The organism is Pseudomonas sp. R2-60-08W (assembly GCF_003852335.1).
Lineage (GTDB): Bacteria > Pseudomonadota > Gammaproteobacteria > Pseudomonadales > Pseudomonadaceae > Aquipseudomonas.
In genome coordinates, this window is sequence record NZ_CP027731.1 from 4,058,025 (window position 1) to 4,075,288 (window position 17,264).

15 protein-coding genes are annotated in these 17,264 nt (G+C 60.5%); all 15 read right to left on the reverse strand.

Annotated features, from left to right (window positions below):
- Positions 1–330: a flagellar hook-basal body complex protein FliE gene (gene fliE / locus C4J90_RS18390; protein WP_017134937.1), complete on the reverse strand. Its 330-nt coding sequence runs from the start codon at positions 328–330 to the stop codon at positions 1–3.
- Positions 331–460: 130 nt separating this feature from the next.
- A complete protein-coding gene (locus C4J90_RS18395) occupies positions 461–1,837 on the reverse strand; it encodes a sigma-54 dependent transcriptional regulator (protein ID WP_124363783.1) in 1,377 nt (458 codons plus the stop codon).
- 7 nt (positions 1,838–1,844) lie between these two features.
- Positions 1,845–3,056: a PAS domain-containing sensor histidine kinase gene (locus tag C4J90_RS18400; protein WP_124421233.1), complete on the reverse strand. Its 1,212-nt coding sequence runs from the start codon at positions 3,054–3,056 to the stop codon at positions 1,845–1,847.
- A gap of 110 nt (positions 3,057–3,166) precedes the next feature.
- Positions 3,167–4,642: a sigma-54 dependent transcriptional regulator gene (locus C4J90_RS18405; protein ID WP_124363784.1), complete on the reverse strand. Its 1,476-nt coding sequence runs from the start codon at positions 4,640–4,642 to the stop codon at positions 3,167–3,169.
- A 170-nt stretch (positions 4,643–4,812) separates the two neighbouring features.
- Positions 4,813–5,109 carry a flagellar protein FliT gene (gene fliT / locus C4J90_RS18410; RefSeq protein ID WP_124363785.1) on the reverse strand — a complete coding sequence of 99 codons (297 nt, stop codon included), beginning with the start codon at positions 5,107–5,109 and terminating at the stop codon, positions 4,813–4,815.
- Between the two features lie 26 nt (positions 5,110–5,135).
- Positions 5,136–5,540, reverse strand: coding sequence for a flagellar export chaperone FliS (fliS, locus tag C4J90_RS18415; RefSeq protein ID WP_124363786.1), 405 nt, complete (start codon positions 5,538–5,540; stop codon positions 5,136–5,138).
- Positions 5,541–5,681: 141 nt separating this feature from the next.
- On the reverse strand, positions 5,682–7,088 hold the full coding sequence (gene fliD, locus C4J90_RS18420; protein ID WP_124420525.1) for a flagellar filament capping protein FliD: 1,407 nt from the start codon (positions 7,086–7,088) through the stop codon (positions 5,682–5,684).
- Between the two features lie 79 nt (positions 7,089–7,167).
- Positions 7,168–7,518, reverse strand: a complete 351-nt coding sequence (locus C4J90_RS18425) for a flagellar protein FlaG (RefSeq protein ID WP_124363788.1) — start codon at positions 7,516–7,518, stop codon at positions 7,168–7,170.
- A gap of 74 nt (positions 7,519–7,592) precedes the next feature.
- On the reverse strand, positions 7,593–9,011 hold the full coding sequence (locus C4J90_RS18430) for a flagellin (RefSeq protein WP_124363789.1): 1,419 nt from the start codon (positions 9,009–9,011) through the stop codon (positions 7,593–7,595).
- Between the two features lie 263 nt (positions 9,012–9,274).
- Complete coding sequence (locus C4J90_RS18435; protein ID WP_124420526.1) at positions 9,275–10,204, reverse strand: ketoacyl-ACP synthase III; 930 nt, start codon at positions 10,202–10,204, stop codon at positions 9,275–9,277.
- Between the two features lie 279 nt (positions 10,205–10,483).
- Positions 10,484–12,085, reverse strand: a complete 1,602-nt coding sequence (locus tag C4J90_RS18440; protein WP_124420527.1) for a flagellar hook-associated protein 3 — start codon at positions 12,083–12,085, stop codon at positions 10,484–10,486.
- A gap of 14 nt (positions 12,086–12,099) precedes the next feature.
- Complete coding sequence (gene flgK, locus C4J90_RS18445; protein ID WP_124420528.1) at positions 12,100–14,145, reverse strand: flagellar hook-associated protein FlgK; 2,046 nt, start codon at positions 14,143–14,145, stop codon at positions 12,100–12,102.
- A gap of 10 nt (positions 14,146–14,155) precedes the next feature.
- The gene (gene flgJ / locus C4J90_RS18450) at positions 14,156–15,421 is read right to left on the reverse strand and encodes a flagellar assembly peptidoglycan hydrolase FlgJ (RefSeq protein WP_124363793.1); all 1,266 of its coding nucleotides are present in this window, start codon (positions 15,419–15,421) and stop codon (positions 14,156–14,158) included.
- A gap of 4 nt (positions 15,422–15,425) precedes the next feature.
- On the reverse strand, positions 15,426–16,535 hold the full coding sequence (locus tag C4J90_RS18455; protein WP_372237507.1) for a flagellar basal body P-ring protein FlgI: 1,110 nt from the start codon (positions 16,533–16,535) through the stop codon (positions 15,426–15,428).
- A 6-nt stretch (positions 16,536–16,541) separates the two neighbouring features.
- A complete protein-coding gene (gene flgH / locus C4J90_RS18460; RefSeq protein WP_124363795.1) occupies positions 16,542–17,237 on the reverse strand; it encodes a flagellar basal body L-ring protein FlgH in 696 nt (231 codons plus the stop codon).
- Positions 17,238–17,264: the final 27 nt, after the last annotated feature.

Genomic DNA, 17,264 nt, shown 5'->3' on the forward strand with positions numbered 1-17,264 from the left:
TTAAACCGGCATCTGCATGATGTCTTGGTAAGCCTGAACCAGCTTGTTACGCACTTGGGTCAAGGCCTGGAAGGAAACACTGGCCTTTTGCGAGGCGACCATCACATCGGTGAGGTCCACGCCGCTTTTACCGATCTCGAACGCGGTCGCCAACTGGCTGGACGCCTGCTGGGTATCACTGACTTTATTGATTGCCTGACCGAGCATGTCGGCAAAACTGCTTTGGCCCAATTCCGGCGCTGGCGCGACAGATTTCGGTTGAGCCATGGCATCCATTTGCATGGAGCGCATATCCAACATCAACCGATTGAACTCAATACCCTGGCTCATGACCTTCTCTCTCCGACGACCCGCAATTTTTTGACACTACGCAGCGGTTACCAGGGGAGGTGCAACAAGGGTGCCAGCTTCGTTGCGACTCGTAAGAAAAGCCGACAAAGCTTGTCAGCCTGGGCTTTGCTCAGGTGGCGAAAAGATACGCTTCCACATCCATGCCCGCGTCGCGCATCTGCGCCAGCTTGTAGCGCAAGGTGCGCGGGCTGATGCCGAGGCGCTCGGCCGCTTCTTTGCGGCGGCCGCGCTCGGCGCGCAGGGTGTCGATGATCATCTGGAATTCGCGGCGGCGCAGGTCATCGCCCAGGGCGCCGGCCGATTCGGCTTCGGCAAGCACCGGTACCGGCGCCAGGCTCGGCAACGGCGCCACGCCACTGCCCATGGCCAGGCAGAAATCCTGGGGCTGGATCAAGCCGCCCTGCTGCAGGATCAGCGCGCGCTGGATCGCATTGTCCAGCTCGCGCACATTACCCGGCCAGGGGTAAGCGACCAGGCAGGCCTGGGCCTCGGCCGACAGCCGCGCCTGGGCGTGTTTCATTTTTTTGACGTGGTTGTTCAGCAGGCGCTCGGCCAGGGGAATGATATCGGCTGGGCGTTCGCGCAACGGGCGCCAGGCCAGCGGGAACACCGACAGGCGATAGAACAAGTCTTCGCGAAAGCGCCCCGCCGCCACTTCGCCCGCCAAGTCGCGGTTGGTGGTAGCGACCACGCGGATGTCCAGCTGGATCGGCTTGCGTGCGCCCACCCGCTCTACTTCGCGCTCCTGCAACACGCGCAACAACTTGGCTTGCAGGCCCAGGGGCATTTCCGAAATTTCGTCGAGCAGAATAGTGCCGCCGTCGGCCTGCTCGAACTTGCCGGCCTGGGCCGCGATAGCCCCGGTGAACGAGCCCTTCTCATGGCCAAACAGAGTGGCTTCGAGCATGTTGTCCGGGATCGCCGCGCAGTTGATCGCGATAAACGGCTGCTGGGCGCGGCTGGATTGCTGGTGGATATAGCGCGCCAGCACTTCCTTGCCAGTGCCGGACTCGCCGGAAATCAACACCGTGGAATCGCTGCGCGCCACACGGGCCGCCAGTTCCAGCAGTTGTGCGCTGGCCGGTTCGAAGGCAATCGGGCCCTCACCCGCCACCGCCGAGATGACGCCCAGGGCATGCCGGGCGACCAGTTCGATCAACGCCTTGGGCTCGAACGGCTTGACCAGATAATCCGCCGCCCCCTGGCGCATGGCGTCCACGGCCCGCTCCACGGCGCCATGGGCGGTCATCAGCAGCACCGGCAATTGCGGCTGGCGCGCGCGCAGCAGGCCGAGCAGCTGATGGCCGTCCATGCCGGGCATGTTCACATCGCTGACCACCAGGCTGAACGCTTCCTGCTGCACCGCCTCCAAGGCCTCCTCGGCAGAGCCGACCGCGCGGTAGTCATGGCCCGCCAACAGCAGCGTGTCAGCCAATGCTTCACGCAGGGCGCGATCGTCTTCAACCAATAAAACCTTGATAGCCATGATCCTTTTACTCCGCGCTCGCCGCGCTGGAAAACAGCGGCAAGGTCATCAATGCACAGGTGCCGCGCCCCAACCGGGAGCGCAACTGCAATTCTCCCTGATGCGCACGGGCCACTGCCTTGACCACGGTCAGGCCCAGGCCGGTGCCGTTGGTCTTGGTGGTGAAAAAAGGTTCGCCCAGGCGCTGCAGCACGGCCGGCGCGATACCGCTGCCGCTGTCGCTGATGCACAGGCGCAGGGTTTGCTCGCGGCAATACAGGTGCACCTTGAGGCGTGCACCGGGGCCGCTGGCCTGGGTGGCGTTTTCGATCAGGTTGAGCAGCGCGCCGACCAGGGTGTCACGGTTGCACAGCAACTCGCCGTGGTGGCTGTCGCACTGCCAGCGCAGGCTGGCGCCCTGGATATGCGTGGCCGCCGCCGCTTGCAGGGCCTGCATCAAACCGGCCGGGGTCAGGCGGTCGGTCAACGGCAATTCGCCACGGGCAAACACCAGCATGTCGCGCACCTGATGTTCCAGCTCGTGCAGGCGCTCCTTGAGACGCCCGGCAAAGCGCTGGTGGGTGGCCGCCGGCAACTGCTCATCAGTCAAATGACTGGCGTAGATCAACGCCGCCGACAGCGGCGTGCGGATCTGATGCGCGAGGGACGCGACCATCCGCCCCAACGACGACAACCGCTCATGCCGCGCCAGTTGGTCTTGCAGATGACGGGTTTCTGTCAAATCGTTGAGCAGCACCAATTGGCCCGGTTCAGCATCCAGGGAGCGGGTGGCGATGGACAGGCGGCGCCCGTCTTTAAGGGACACTTCGTGGCCGTCATCCTCACGCGGCGCGAAGCAGCGGGTGATGACGTGGCGCCAAAGCTCGCCTTCCAGCGGCAGGCCGAGCAAGTCGCAGGCCGCCGGGTTGGCTTCGCGCACACGGCCCTGGTCATCGATGACGATCACGCCACCTGGCAACAGCGAAAGCAGATTCTGCAGGCGGTTGGCCAGGCGTTCTTTTTCGGCCAGTTCCTGCATGCGCTGGGCGCTGACCACCGCGAGTTCGCCTTTAAGCTCGGACACCCGGGCTTCAAGCAGACTGTAGGAATCGGTCAGTTGGCTCGACATCTGGTTGAACTGCGAGAACGCCTGTTCAAGACCCTGGCGGGTCGGCGGCTCTACAGGCGAAACCAGCCCCTGGATGGCAGGGGCCGGAGATAGTTGGGCGGCGTGGGGCATCATGCTCTCTCGCTTGGCTGACCGTCAGTTAAACGGAACGTTGCGAGGGCTGTAGCAATACCCGTGCCGAAAAAAAACTACCTAAGAATCAACCGGTTGAAAAACAGGCGTCAATCATCCGCCTGTTCATCGCCCTCTTTGCGGCTCATACCGTACTTGCGCATCTTTTCCACCAGGGTGGTGCGACGGATACGCAGGCGCTCGGCGGCACGCGCAACGATGCCGTTGGCGTCGTCCAGGGCCTGCTGGATCAGGCCTTGTTCCAGGTTGCCGAGGTAGTCCTTCAGATCAAGGCCTTCCGGCGGCAGCATGGCCGTGGCGCCGAAGTCCGGCGCGTGGCCGTTGATCGCCACGCGTTCTTCCATGTCGCTGCGCAGGCTGTCGACCAGTTGCTCGTCTTCATCGTCGACGTAGCGGAATTTCTTCGGCAACTCGACCACGCCGATCACACCGTACGGGTGCATGATCGCCATGCGTTCCACCAGGTTGGCCAGCTCGCGGACGTTGCCCGGCCAGCCGTGGCGGCACAGCGACATGATTGCGGCGGAGTTGAAACGGATGGAGCCGCGTTTTTCGTGCTCCATGCGCGAGATCAATTCGTTCATCAACAGCGGGATGTCTTCCACACGCTCACGCAGCGGCGCCATCTCGATTGGGAATACGTTGAGGCGGTAGTACAAGTCTTCGCGGAAGCTGCCGACCTCGATCATGCTTTCGAGGTTCTTGTGGGTCGCGGCAATGATGCGCACATCCACACTCTGGGTCTTGTTGCTGCCCACGCGCTCGAAGGTGCGCTCCTGCAACACGCGCAGCAGCTTGACCTGCATTGGCAGCGGCATATCGCCGATTTCGTCGAGAAACAGCGTGCCGCCATTGGCCAGTTCGAAGCGCCCGGCACGGCTGGTGATCGCGCCGGTAAAGGCGCCCTTCTCGTGGCCGAACAATTCGCTTTCCAGCAGCTCTGCCGGGATCGCCCCGCAATTGACCGGCACGAACGGCCCGTCGCGACGCTTGGAATGGTAATGCAGGTTGCGCGCGACCACTTCCTTGCCGGTGCCCGACTCGCCCAGGATCAGCACGCTGGCGTCGGTGTCAGCCACTTGCTGCATCATCTGGCGCACGTGCTGGATCGCCCGGCTGGTGCCGACGAGGCTGCGGAACAGGTTGGGTTCACGGTGACGGCCGCGCTCGCGGGCCTGGTCGTACATCTCGCGATAGACCTGGGCGCGGTGCAGGGAGTCGAGCAGCTTGCTGTAGCTGGGGGGCATTTCCAGGGTGGAAAGTACCCGGCGGCGCTGGTCTTCCGGCAGGTCCACGGAAGAAATATCGCCCATCAGCAACACGGGAAGGAACTCATCCCAGGTAGACAGTGTCTTTAACAAGCCCAAAACAGCGCCAGGAGCGTTTACCGTCCCGATCAGCACACAAATGACTTCACGGCTCGACGCCAACGAGCTGACCGCCTGCTGCCAATCATGGCTACCGCAGGGCAAATTTTCTTCACCGAGAAAATTTAAAATCACCGCTAAATCGCGGCGGCGGACGCTATCGTCATCGATCAGCAGAATTTTGGTTTCACGCCACATGCAATAGCAACTTCCCTAGTAAAACTTCCTGCCCCGGAATGAAGGCAATCAAGACGTCTGTAAGACTTATCTTCTACTAGACGTCTGAAATCTGAAAACAGCACTAGTTAAGTCAAAAATGCTGGCACAGTCAAATATATGACGCGCCGTTCGGACCAACCACGCCCCTATCAGCCGAACAGATGGTAAACCTTTGACGCACTTTTCGCTTGGTTGATCTGCGACATCTCTTCGAAAATCGCCTGGCGCTCGCCGGTCGTCACCTCGAGCAACTGCTGGTACACCGCCAACAGCGCCTCCAGCTTTTCTCGCAACGCATCCTCGTCCACCGGCGCTTCGCTGAGCACGTTATCGATCACGTTGCGACAGCCCAGGTCCAGCTCGCCAATGGCGTCCCAGTTGCGCGCAGCCAGTGCGTCGACCAGGGCTTCACGGGTTTCATCAATGCGTTGCAGTGCGTGGCTCATGACGATTTCCTCAAGGCGCGATGGCCTTATTGTGCGGCGCCCTGGGGCGCGGCGATGGCATCCCAGCCTTCTTTCACGGTAATCAGCAGACGCGCGACTTCGTCGATCATGTCGGCATCGTTGTGCAGATTGGCTTCCATCAAGCGGTTGATCATGTACACATATAGACTTTCCAGGCGCTGAACGTATTCCTTGTTGTCACTTTTTTCCGCATTCAGGCCATCACGCAGACCGATAATAATATCCGTGGCCCTGCCCACCATCAGGCCCTTCTGCGCAATATCACCACGCGCCAGAGCACCCTTGGCTTGCGCCATCCGGTCCAGGCCGCCTTCCATCAGCAGTTGCACCAGGCGATGCGGGCTGGCTTCGGAGATCTGGGCGTGGGAATTGACCTTCTGGTATTGGCGAAGGGCTCTCATGGGATTCATGTTTCTACCTCGTGGAAAGCAACAGCGAGAAGGGTTTCAATAACAATTATGTCGACTCGGTTGCGGAAAACTTTAGCCTGATGACCGCATGAAGAACAAAGCCCAGGTCAAGGGACCTGGGCTTTTTTTTCGACCGCTCAATCAGTTGTCGCTGTTTTTCGAATTACTGATCGCATTGAGCGTGCCGAGAATACTGCTGCTCTGCTGACGCAGCTGCGCGACCAGGGTGTCCATCGCGGTGTATTTGCGGGTGAGGGAGTCCTGCATCGTCGTAATACGCTCATCCAGGCTGGTCTGGTCCTTGATCAGGTCCTTCAAGCTCTCGGATAACGACGCGGTGCGCGTGGCCAGGATTCCAGTCGAGGGCTTGGCATAAACCTCGGTGGCCGCCGTCATACGTGCCAGCAGACCGGTTTTACCGCTGAAAATGCTGGTGAGGTCGGCAGCATTGGTCAAGACCGCCTTGTCCCAGCGCTTGGCATCGATGCTCAGCGCACCGGTATCCTGGTCGCTGGTCACGCCAAATTGCGCCAGCGACTTCAATGTGCCGTTGCCGGACAGCGCGTTGAACTCATTGCGAATCGCCGACTGCAGCGTGCGCATGGTCGCATCGCCGGTCAGCGTCGCAGCAATGGAGTTGCCTGCGGCATCCTTGGTCACCTTGGTCTCGGCGTTCATCGCCTTGAGCAACGCGTTGTAGGTGTCGACAAAGCCCTTGACCCCGGATTTGAGCGCAGTGGTACTGGTGCTGACCGAGATGGTCAGGGCGGTACGGGGCGCGTTTTTATCCGGATCGTTGGCCGTGACCGTTGGCGACAGCGCCAGCAACTTGATGCTTACCCCACTCACCGCATCGGAAATGCTGTTGGTGGTGGATTCCGCGGAAATACCATCAATCGTGTACTTGGCGTTCTGAGGCACATCGACCACTTTGTAGCCGGTATCAATCCCGGAATTGCCCGACATGGTCAGGTCCGAGCCCACCCCACCTTTGGTGGACGTCAGGATCAGACGCGAACCCGTGGAGTCGGTGAGGATGTTGGCACTCAGGCCCGAGGTGCCGAATGTCGAGTTGATCGAATCGCGCACCTGTTGCAAGGTGGATCCGGCCGGCACTTTCAGGTCGAAGTTCTTGCCCGACTGAGTGATGGTCAGCGTGGTTGCCTTGTCAGTGCTGTTGACGACAGTGGACGCGCCCCCGGCGTAAGTGGCGGTCGACAACTTCGAAGGCAGTGCCAGCTGGTTGACGATCAATGCAAAGCTGCCACTGGCCGCGGTCTGGTTGGCGGTCATGGTGGCCACCTTTTCGTCCGAAGACGTACCGGTCAAGCCAGTGAAGCTGCTATCGGTGCCCATGCTGGCCAGCGCACCACGGAAGGCGTCCAGGGCTGCCTGGATCTTGCCGATCGACGAAAGCTGGGTCGTTGCCTTCTGCGACTGCAGGTTGATCTGCGCTTGTTTCGGCGCTCGCTCGGCATCCACCAGGGACTTCACAATTGCCTGGGTGTCGAAGCCCGACCCCACGCCAGTAATCGTTGTACCCGCCATCATCTTTCTCCTAGTCGGTGGCTGCCGTTATCTTGACGAATATCGCTTCAACGGCGACAGCAACAAGTTTCATGCCAGCTCACGCCTTGTCGTCAAACAGCACGTGGCTGGCACTGGACAAGCTTTGCGCCAGCTTCAGGGCTGTTTCCGAAGGGATCTGGCGAATCACCTCACCGGTGTCGGTGGCAATGACCTTGACCACAACCCTGTGAGTGGAATCATCAATAGTAAAATCCAGATTGCGCTGGGCCGCTTGTACGAATTCTTTGATATCAGTGACCGCTTTTTCCAGATCGCCCGGACGGGCTGTATCCGTGGTTGGCGCGGCCGGCTCAACCTTGCTTTTGTCTTTATCTGTAACCACAGGTGCCAAGGCGCTTTGAGGCGCGAGCGGCGGATAAGACGAGTTCAAATTCACGTTCATGTCCATGCCCAATCTCCTCTGATCGGAAAAGACGAAAGGGCACGTAAACGCGCCCTTCCGTCAGTTACCAAGCGCTGTGATTACTGAAGCAGCTTCAGTACAGCCGATGGCAGCTGGTTGGCCTGCGACAGGATCGCGGTGGAAGCCGATTGCAGGGTTTGTTGCTTGGTCAGTTCAGCGGCTTCGGAAGCGAAGTCGACGTCCTGGAGCGTACTACGGGCAGCCGTGCTGTTTTTCTGAATGTTGGACAGGTTGTCTACAGTGCTGGTCAGACGGTTCTGCACAGCGCCCAGGCCCGAACGGGAGCTGGAGATGGTAGCGATGGCCTGGTCGATCACGGAAACAGCGTTCTGTGCCTTGGTGGCATCGGTCACGTCGGTCTGCGATACGGAGGTCTTGGCCGAAGCTGCCGAGGTGGCGGCACCGAACACGCCGGTTACACCAGCGCCTTCCAGGGAGTAGCCCTTGGAGGAGTTCATGTTCACCGCACCGGTGGCGATCAGGCCGTCAGCCAGGGCGACGCCTGTGCCGAAAGCGCCGGCGCCATCTTTGGTGGCGACGGTGATGGTGCCCGCAGCGGTCGAAGCGCTGAACGACAGGTTTTCACCGGTATCGGATTTAACCGACAGGGTCTGTTTGGCTTCATCGTAGTTAACGCTGATACCCAGTTTGGCGGAGTTCGACTTCAGTTGATCAGCCAGACTGGCGGTATCTTTTACGCCAACGAACGTGGTGGCTTGGCCGCCAACGGTCATGGTGAACGAAGCTGGAGCAGCCGCAGCGCCAGCGCCTACTACGAACTGAGCTTCGGTGCTGGCGGTAGCGCTCAGGCCACCGACGGCGCCGTTCAGTTGAGCGGCAATGGTTTTAGCCGCTGCGCCAGCACCCACAGTGATGCTGGAAGTCTGGCCATTACCGGTAACAGCGATTGCGCCGCCAGCGACACCTGTGGTGCTTGGGGCGATACCCAGGCTGTTGATCTGCTGCGAACCAATGTTGTTGGCTGCAACGTTCTCCAGGCTCAGGCCGATGGTTTCGTTAGCGTTGGCGCCAACCTGGATGGACTTGGTACCGTACGAACCGTCCAGCAGCTTCTGGCCACCGAAGGTAGTGGTTTGTGCGATACGGGTCAGTTCCGAAGTCAGAGCCTGGTATTCGTCGTTGTTCGACTTACGGTCGTCGTTGCTCAGGGAGCCAGTCGCCGAAGACAGAGCCAGGGTACGCATTTTTTGCAGAATGTCGGTCGAAGCCTGCATTGCGCCTTCAGCGGTCTGCGCGATGGAGATACCATCGTTGGCGTTCTTGATTGCTTGACCCAGGCCGTTGATCTGGCTGGTCATACGGGTAGCGATACCCAGGTCAGCTGCGCCGTCTTTAGCGCTGTTGATACGCAGGCCGGAAGACAGGCGCTGCATGGAAGTGGCCAGGGCGCCGCCGGCTTTGTTCAGGTTGCCCTGAGTAGTGATCGAAGCAATGTTGGTGTTTACTGTTAAAGCCATGACGAAATCCTCGATGGATGGATACTGCGGCTTCCGGCCCTGGCAACCGCCGGGTGTGGCCTGAGAACCTACGTAATAGTTATCGTCGTGGTAGCCGGTTGCTTGAGGGTTTTTTTGATTTTTTTTACTAGCCCTGTGCCAGCCCTTGCATTTCAAGGGGTTACCACTGCCCAAAACCCAGGGTTTATTGGTTTTTCTGGCGCCAAATAAAAAACGCCGATGATCTTTCGATCATCGGCGTTTTGTTATGCGCCCTTAAAGGGTCATGGGCGATAGAGAATCGCCGAGCCCCAGGACAGGCCCACGCCAAAACCGCTGATCGCCACGCGCTTCCAGGTGGCGTCCATCACGTGCTTTTCCAGCAGCAACGGAATGCTCGAGGACACGGTATTGCCGGTCTCGACCATGTCCTTGATGAACTTGTCCACCGGCGCATCTTCGAAACGCCGCGCCACGGCGTCGACAATCGCCGCACTGCCCTGGTGAATGCAGAACGCATCGATGTCATCGGCCTTGAGGTCCGACTCATCCAGCAGCTCGTGCAGATGCGCCGGCACCTTGAGCAAGGCGAAGTTGAAGACCTGGCGGCCGTTCATGAAGAACACACCATCGCTGACCTTCAGGTGCGGCGCACCGGAACCGTCGGTGCCGAACTTGGATTTGCCCAGCAACCACGGCGCGTCTTCGCCCATCCAGGTGGCGGTGGCGGCGTCGCCGAACAGCATGGTGGTGTTGCGGTCTTCCGGGTCGACGATCTTCGAATACGGGTCGGCGGTGATCAGCAGGCCGTTTTTCAGGCCGGTGGCTTCCATGAAGCCCTTCATTGCGTAGATGCCGTACACGTAACCGGAGCAGCCCAGGGAAATATCGAAGGCGGCCACGTGGGTTGGCAGGCCCAGTTTGTCCTGGACGATGGCGGCGGTGTGGGGCAGCCCTTCTTCATCGCCGTTCTGGGTGACGACAATCACAGCATCGATGGACTCGCGCTTCAAGTCCGGGTTGTTGGCAAACAACGCGTTGACCGCCTCGACACACAGATCGGAAGTTTCCTGCGTGGCTTCCTTGCGCGGCAGGAATGCCGAACCGATCTTGCCAATGATGAACTCTTCATCCTTGGCGAACCTGGCACCCTGGGCGTAGTTATCGATACCGTCCGCCGGCACGTAACTGGCGATGCTTTTTATGCCAATCATTGTGGCTTCCCAATACTAAATAGCTGGAGAACACCCCAGGGCCTGCGCCCGAAGTGCTGACAATAAAGGGGGATGCCCCCATAAAAAATTCGCTGAGCGCCGCGCAGAACGACGGCGGGGCGACTTATCCTTTTTACACAATACAGTGAAGATGCGCTTTATGACTCACAGGTCACTCAATTTTCCATGCATCGGTACGAAATCTGCAAACCCGTCAGCTGCAAAAATGACAACGGCCCAGCCCGTTTCCGGGATGAGCCGCTGATCTACCGCCTGAAATCACATCTTATTGAACAAGCTCAACTGGGAAATTTTAACGAAGGCCAGTTGCGAAGCCTGCAGCATAGTCTGCTGCAGCGTGAGGTTGATCGCCGCCTCGCCCATGTCGATGTTGGCCAGGTCACTCATGGTGCTGGTATTGGCGATACCCACACTGGCGTTTTCACTGGCCTGGATATCCAGGGCGTTTTCCCGCGCACCGATGGAGCCCCGTACGTTCGTGATCTGCGAACTCGAATTGGCGAGGTTGCTGATGGACGCATTCAGAACGTCCTTGAGCTTGATCGTCGCTGCAGGATTACCGTCCGCCGGCACCTCCAGGGCTTTGCGCAATTGACCGAGAGTATCCAGCGCATTCTGGGTTTTCTGGGTATTGGCCCCGACCGAAAACTGATCACCCGGCTGCGGTGGCCCGGCGCTGACATCAAAGGTCACTCCAGCCGCCGTCACCGCGGTACCACCGCCAGTGTCGCCGGTGGTGATTGCCTTGCTATCGGCGGTGTATGGCTGGGCGTACACCTCATAGGCGGTCGCACTGGTGAACTTGATCAGCGCCCCGCTGTTGGTGGGGAAGGTGCTGGCATAGTTGGCCTGATTAGAGACACGGGCGCCTGTCAATTGCACGGTGGACGCATTGCTCGGCGTCCGCGAGACGCTGAAGGTATCCGGTTTGGCTTCAAGGCTGAAGGACCGATCCTTGACCAGCGCATCGGAGTCGGCGCCTGGAGCGACATCCCCCAGACTCAAGGTGATGTCGAACTTCACCCCACGCAATGCCACGCTGGAGCTGCCTTCCTTGGTGGCGTCGAACGTGCCGTTGCCTGGGATCTCCGACGTCACGTCATTGCCGTTCTTATCGGCCACTTTGTATTGGGTGCTGCTGGTGAACGTCAGCTTGTATGGCTGGCCATCAGCAAACGTATTCGAATAATCGGCGCTCGACGTCACCAGCCCGGCCGACAACGCAACTTTGTTGTCGTTGACCGTCGGCGGCACCGTCTGCGGCACCGGCGCTTGCCACACGGCCTGGGTACGGCTGGAGTTGGCTGCGCCTTCCAGGAGGGTTTTACCAGTATCACCGGCGCTGACCGTCAGCGTATTGGAAACCTGCAAGCTCAGCGGGGTCTCGTCGCCCTGATAGCTGTAGGTGCCGTCATTGTTACGTGTGTACGGCGGCGTCTGGGTCTTGGAGCCGGAAAACAGGTAATTGCCCGAAGAGTCCTTGCTGTTAAGCAGGCCCAGTACCTGGTCTTCAATGGCACCTACCTCGCTGGCGATCGATCGCCGATCAGCATCGCTGACCGAACCACCGGCACGCAGGGCCAATTCAGTGGCGCGCTGCATGGCGTCATTGATCGAGCTCAGCACGCTTTCCTCGTTGGTCAGCGAGTTCTTCAAACTGGTGATGTTGCCGTTGAACTGCCCCAACATGTCTTTCTGCTGTTGCAGCAACAACAACCGCGCCGCCGCCACCGGGTCATCCGCCGCGGTTTGCACGCGCACGCCGGAGCTGGCCTGATCCTGCGCCTTGACCACGCTGGAGTAGTTATCCGAATACTTGGCGGAACTGGTTTCGAAATATTGAGCGGTAGAAATACGCATCGTCCCAGACTCCCTTAAAGACTATTGATCAGCGTGCTGAAGGTTTCTTGCGCAGCCTTGATGATCTGCGACGACGCCGTGTAGTACTGCTGGAACTTGATCATGTCGCCCGCCTCTTCATCCAGGTTGACCTGAGACACCGAGTTGCGTGCGTCCTGGTTGGCCTTGAGCAATGCTCCGGTGGCGGTGGTGTCGGTATTGGCCGAGGCAGCCTTGGCGCCCACGGTCGAGACCAGGCGGCTGTTGGCCGCCACCAGGCTCAAGCCGCCGCCAGTGCCGTCGGACAGGCCGACCGTGGTTTTGGTCTGCAGCTCAAGCAGGGCCTGGGCATTACGGTTATCCGATCTGCCCGAGGCGTTGAAGGAAAACGTGGTGCTGTCGCCATCGGCTGGCGAACCGCCGACAGTGGTGTCGAACTTGAAGCTCTTGGCCGGCACCAGCAGCGTGCCGTTGGCATCGCGCATCGGTACGTCGACGGTGATCTTGTTGCCCTGGCCCGGCACGATGGTGCCGGTACCGATCGGATTGCCCTGGGCATCGTTGAGCGTGTAGCCCTGGGTGCCGTCAGCCGCAGGCTTGCCGAACACCATCTTCACCGGCATCGAATGTTCAATGCCGGTACGCAGCTGCGCGGTGTTGGCGCCATCGTGAATATCGATCGGCAGGGTCAGGGTCGGCGGGGTAAAAGTGCCGGTGCCCTGGTTGGTCTTGCTGCCCTCGCCCAGCAATGGCCCGGCGAACGCGATTTTATTGGCGTCCGTCAACGCGGTGCCGATGTTGGCAGCGCCAGTGGCCGTTGGGCTGACTTTGAAACTGTCGCCCGCCGCGATCGGCCCCTTGCCATCCAGCGCCAGCGTGAAGCCGTCGATCACCGGTGGCGGCGTGGTCGTGGTGTCGAACGCGCCCATGGCCTTGCCGTCGGAACGCATGACGGTGTAGTTGTTGCCGCTGGTAAAGGTGACTTTATAGTCGTAGGTCGACAGCTTGCTGGTGTCGGCAATGCTCACGTTCAAATTGCCCGAGCCAGTGCCGTTGCCCATCGAGCCCTGACTGCGCTGGGCAATCGCGGCCGCGCTGTTGATGTCCTTGAACAGCGACGAACCGAAATCACCGTTCAGGTCCAGGCCCTGGCCCAGTTGGCTGTTGACCGTATCGGCGGTCGCCATGGCGATGCGCCCCAGGTCATTGATGGCCGGCATCAGGGCGTCGCTGCGGTAACGCAACAAACCGCCGATGCTGCCGCCACTGAGCACGTTGCCCAGGTCGATCGCCGTACCGCCGCCGGCATTGAGCTGGATGGTGTACTGGCTTGGATCGTTGCTGCTCGATACCGCCGAAATCGTGTTGGACTGATCGCCCAATACCAGGGATTGGCCGGTGCCGGTGCTGACGCTGAACACGCCGTTCTTTTCACTGGTGGTCACGCCGACCAGTTCATTGAGCGAACGCACTGCCTCGTTACGCGCATCCAGCAGGTTGGCCGGGGCGCTGTTGCTGGAGCCTTGGGCCAGGGTGATCTGCTTGTTGAGGGAAGCAATCGAGGAGGTCAACTGGTTGACCTGATCGCTCATGGTGCCCAACTGGCCGTTGATCGACTGTTTTTGCTCGTTCAACTGGCTGGAGATCGAGTTGAAACGGTTGCTCAGGGTCTGGGCGCTGGTCAGCAGCACTTGCCGGGCGGCCACATCGCTGGGGTTGGCCGACGCGGTCTGCACCGCGGAGAAGAACGCGCTGAGTACCGAAGACATGCCGGTGGTCTTGTCCGACAGGGTCTTGTCGATGGCGCTGGCCTGGCTGGCATACGCCTTGGCATCGTTGTTGAGCGCCGTGCTGTTCTGGTAGGCCGCGTCGAGGAATTCGTTATACACCCGGCGCACATCGGCCAGGGTCGTGCCGCTGCCGATGTACACGCCGCCGTAAGGGTTGTTGGCATTGGCATTCTGCGTGGTCTGCTGACGCGAATAACCCGAGGTGTTGGCGTTGGCGATGTTATTACTCAGGACCGACAACGATCCTTGAGCGGCATTGAGCCCTGACATCCCGATACTGAGCAAACTCATGGTTCAGACCTTATAAATGTGTGGTTGCGCCAGCGGCAGCGTAGTTCTGGTAACTGTTCATGTTTTTGGCGATCTGCGAAATCTTGCTGGCATAGGCCGGATCGGTTGCATAACCGGCCTTTTGCAACTCGCGTACAAACTGTTCCGGGTTATCGGCTGATTTCACAACTTCTTTATAGCGATCATTGCTTTGCAGCAGGGTCACGAGGTCATGGAAGCTGTCCTGATAGGAGCTGTAGGAGCGGAACTGCGCCGTCTCCTTGACCATCGCGCCGTCGCGAAACTCGCTGGTGATCGCGCGCGCCTGGCCGCCCTGCCAGCTCTGGCCGGCCTTGATGCCGAACAGGTTGTGGCTGCTGCTGCCGTCCTCGGCGCGCATCACTGATTTGCCCCAACCGGTTTCCAGGGCGGCCTGGGCCACCAGGTACTTCGGATCGATACCGATACGCGCGGCGGCGGCCTTGGCCATCGGCAGCATGGTGGCGACGAATTCATCCTGCGAGCTGAAGGCTTTTTTCGCCGGCGCCAGCGGTGGCTGGGCGATGGCGCGGCCGTAGACCTGCATCTTGCCGCTCGGCACGGCAACGCTGCGGGCGGTGCTGTTGACCACGTTGTCGTCGGCGGCACTGTTGCGCAGTGGCGCGCTGGTAGTTTGCGCAGCGACCGGCGTGCTCGGCACAATGCCGGCGAGCAGGCGATCGGTCAGCTTGCTTGGCAAGGCGATACGGCGCTGGTTCATCAGTTCCATATCGTTGGCATGCGCACTGGCGCCTTCGGGCACCGCCACGCGGTAGGCCCACAACGGGCGTTGGCCGTTGGAGCGACCCAACGGGCCTTGCGCCTGGGTGCCGGCGGCGATTTCCGTCGGCACGTCGGCTTTTTTCGCCGGGGCATCGGCTGCCGGGCCCTGCAAGGTGGCCGCCTGGGCGTCCACCGGTTTGTTCTTCTGCATCTGGCGCATCAGCACGTCGGCCAAGCCGATACCACCGCCTTCGCGGGACATCGACACTGCCAATTGCTGGTCGTACATTTCCTGGTACTGCTTGGCCGCCGGGGTGTTCATCGGGTTGTCCTTGCCCAGGGCCTCGGTGGCTGAGCGCATGGACTTGAGCATCTCACTGAGGAACAACGACTCGAACTCCTGCGCGACTTTGCGCATGTTGCCTTCGCTGTTCTTGTCGGCGCCGACCTTGAGCTGGTTAAGCCGGTTCAGGTCGGAGTAAGACCCCGAGTCCGCCGTGCTGCTGATCCCGCTCTTGCGCATATCCATGACCATGGCCTCAGATCACGATCAGGTCGGCTTGCAACGCGCCGGCCTGTTTCAGGGCTTCGAGGATCGCCATCAAGTCGCCAGGGGCCGCGCCCACTTGGTTCACCGCACGGACGATCTCGTCCAGGGTGGTACCGGGGCCGAACTTGAACATCGGCTTGGCTTCCTGCTGGGCATTGACCCGCGAACGCGGGACTACCGCCGTCTGGCCGTTGGACAGCGGCCCCGGCTGGCTGACAATCGGGTCTTCGGTAATGGTCACAGTCAGGCTGCCGTGGGTCACCGCCGCCGGCGAGACCTTGACGTTCTGGCCGATCACGATGGTGCCGGTGCGCGAGTTGATGATGACTTTGGCCACTGCCTGGCCGGGGTCGACCTCCAGGTTTTCCAGGATCGACAGGTAGTCCACGCGCTGGCTGGGATCCAGGGGCGCGGTCACGCGCACCGAACCGCCATCGATGGCCTGGGCGACGCCTGGGCCGAGCATGTCGTTGATCTTGTCGACCACGCGTTTGGCGGTGGTGAAGTCGGAACGGTTGAGGTTCAGGGTCAGGCTGTTGCCCTGGTTGAAACCACTCGGCACGGTGCGTTCAACCGTAGCGCCACCGGGAATGCGCCCGGCCGACGGTACGTTGACAGTGATCTTCGAACCGTCGCGGCCCTCGGCGTCGAACCCGCCCACCACCAGGTTGCCCTGGGCGATGGCGTAGACGTTGCCGTCGATACCTTTGAGCGGCGTCATCAGCAACGTACCGCCCCGCAGGCTCTTGGAGTTGCCCATGGACGACACGGTAATGTCCACCACCTGCCCCGGCTTGGCGAACGCCGGCAAGTCGGCACTGATCGACACCGCCGCGACGTTCTTCAACTGCACGTTGCCCGAGCCTGGCGGTACTTTGATGCCGAACTGCGACAGCATGTTGTTGAAGGTTTGCAGCGTGAACGGGGTCTGGGTGGTCTGGTCACCCGTGCCATTGAGCCCCACCACCAGGCCATAACCGATCAACTGGTTACTGCGCACGCCGGAAATGCTGGCGATGTCTTTCAGGCGTTCGGCCTGGGCGACGGCGCTCAGGCACAGCAACACGACCGCCGCCATCAACTGCTTGAAGTTCAAAATGGCCACCTAGAAAGGGAACAGCGGGCTAAGGAAGAAACGGTCGAACCAGCCCGGCTGGCTTGCATCAGCAAACGAACCTGTACCCGAGTAGGTAATCCGTGCATCGGCAATCCGCGTCGACGGCACGGTGTTGTCGGTGGAAATATCATCGGCACGCACCATGCCGGCAATGCGCACCAACTCGTCGCCGGTATTGAGGGTCATCCACTTTTCACCGCGTACGGCGATGATGCCGTTGGGCAACACGTCGGCCACGGTCACGGTGATCGAGCCGGTCAGGCTGTTGCCCTGCCCCGCCGCGCTCTTGCCGTTGGTGGCGCGGTCGCCGCTGTAGCCGGCACTGAGGCTCAGGTCACCGTCACCCAACGGGTTATTGGTGGTCAGACCACCGCCGAACAGCGACGTCAGGCCGATACCGGTCTTGCTGGTCTTGCCGATCTGAGAGTTGGCGTTCTTGCTCGCCTGGGTCTTCTCGTTCAGGGTGATGGTGATGATGTCACCGACCCGGAACGCCTTGCGGTCGCTGTACAGGTTCTGCTCGAAACCGGCCTGATAGATCGAGCCATTGTTGGCCGCCGCCGGCAACGGCGTGCGCGGCAACACCGGCGCGTAGTACGGGTCATTGGGTTTCGGCGACGGGGCGACACAGCCCGCAAGCACGGCGATCCCACTCAATGCCAGAACAGAAACAATGCGATTCATGACCCTAACCTCACGGTGTTGCAGGCG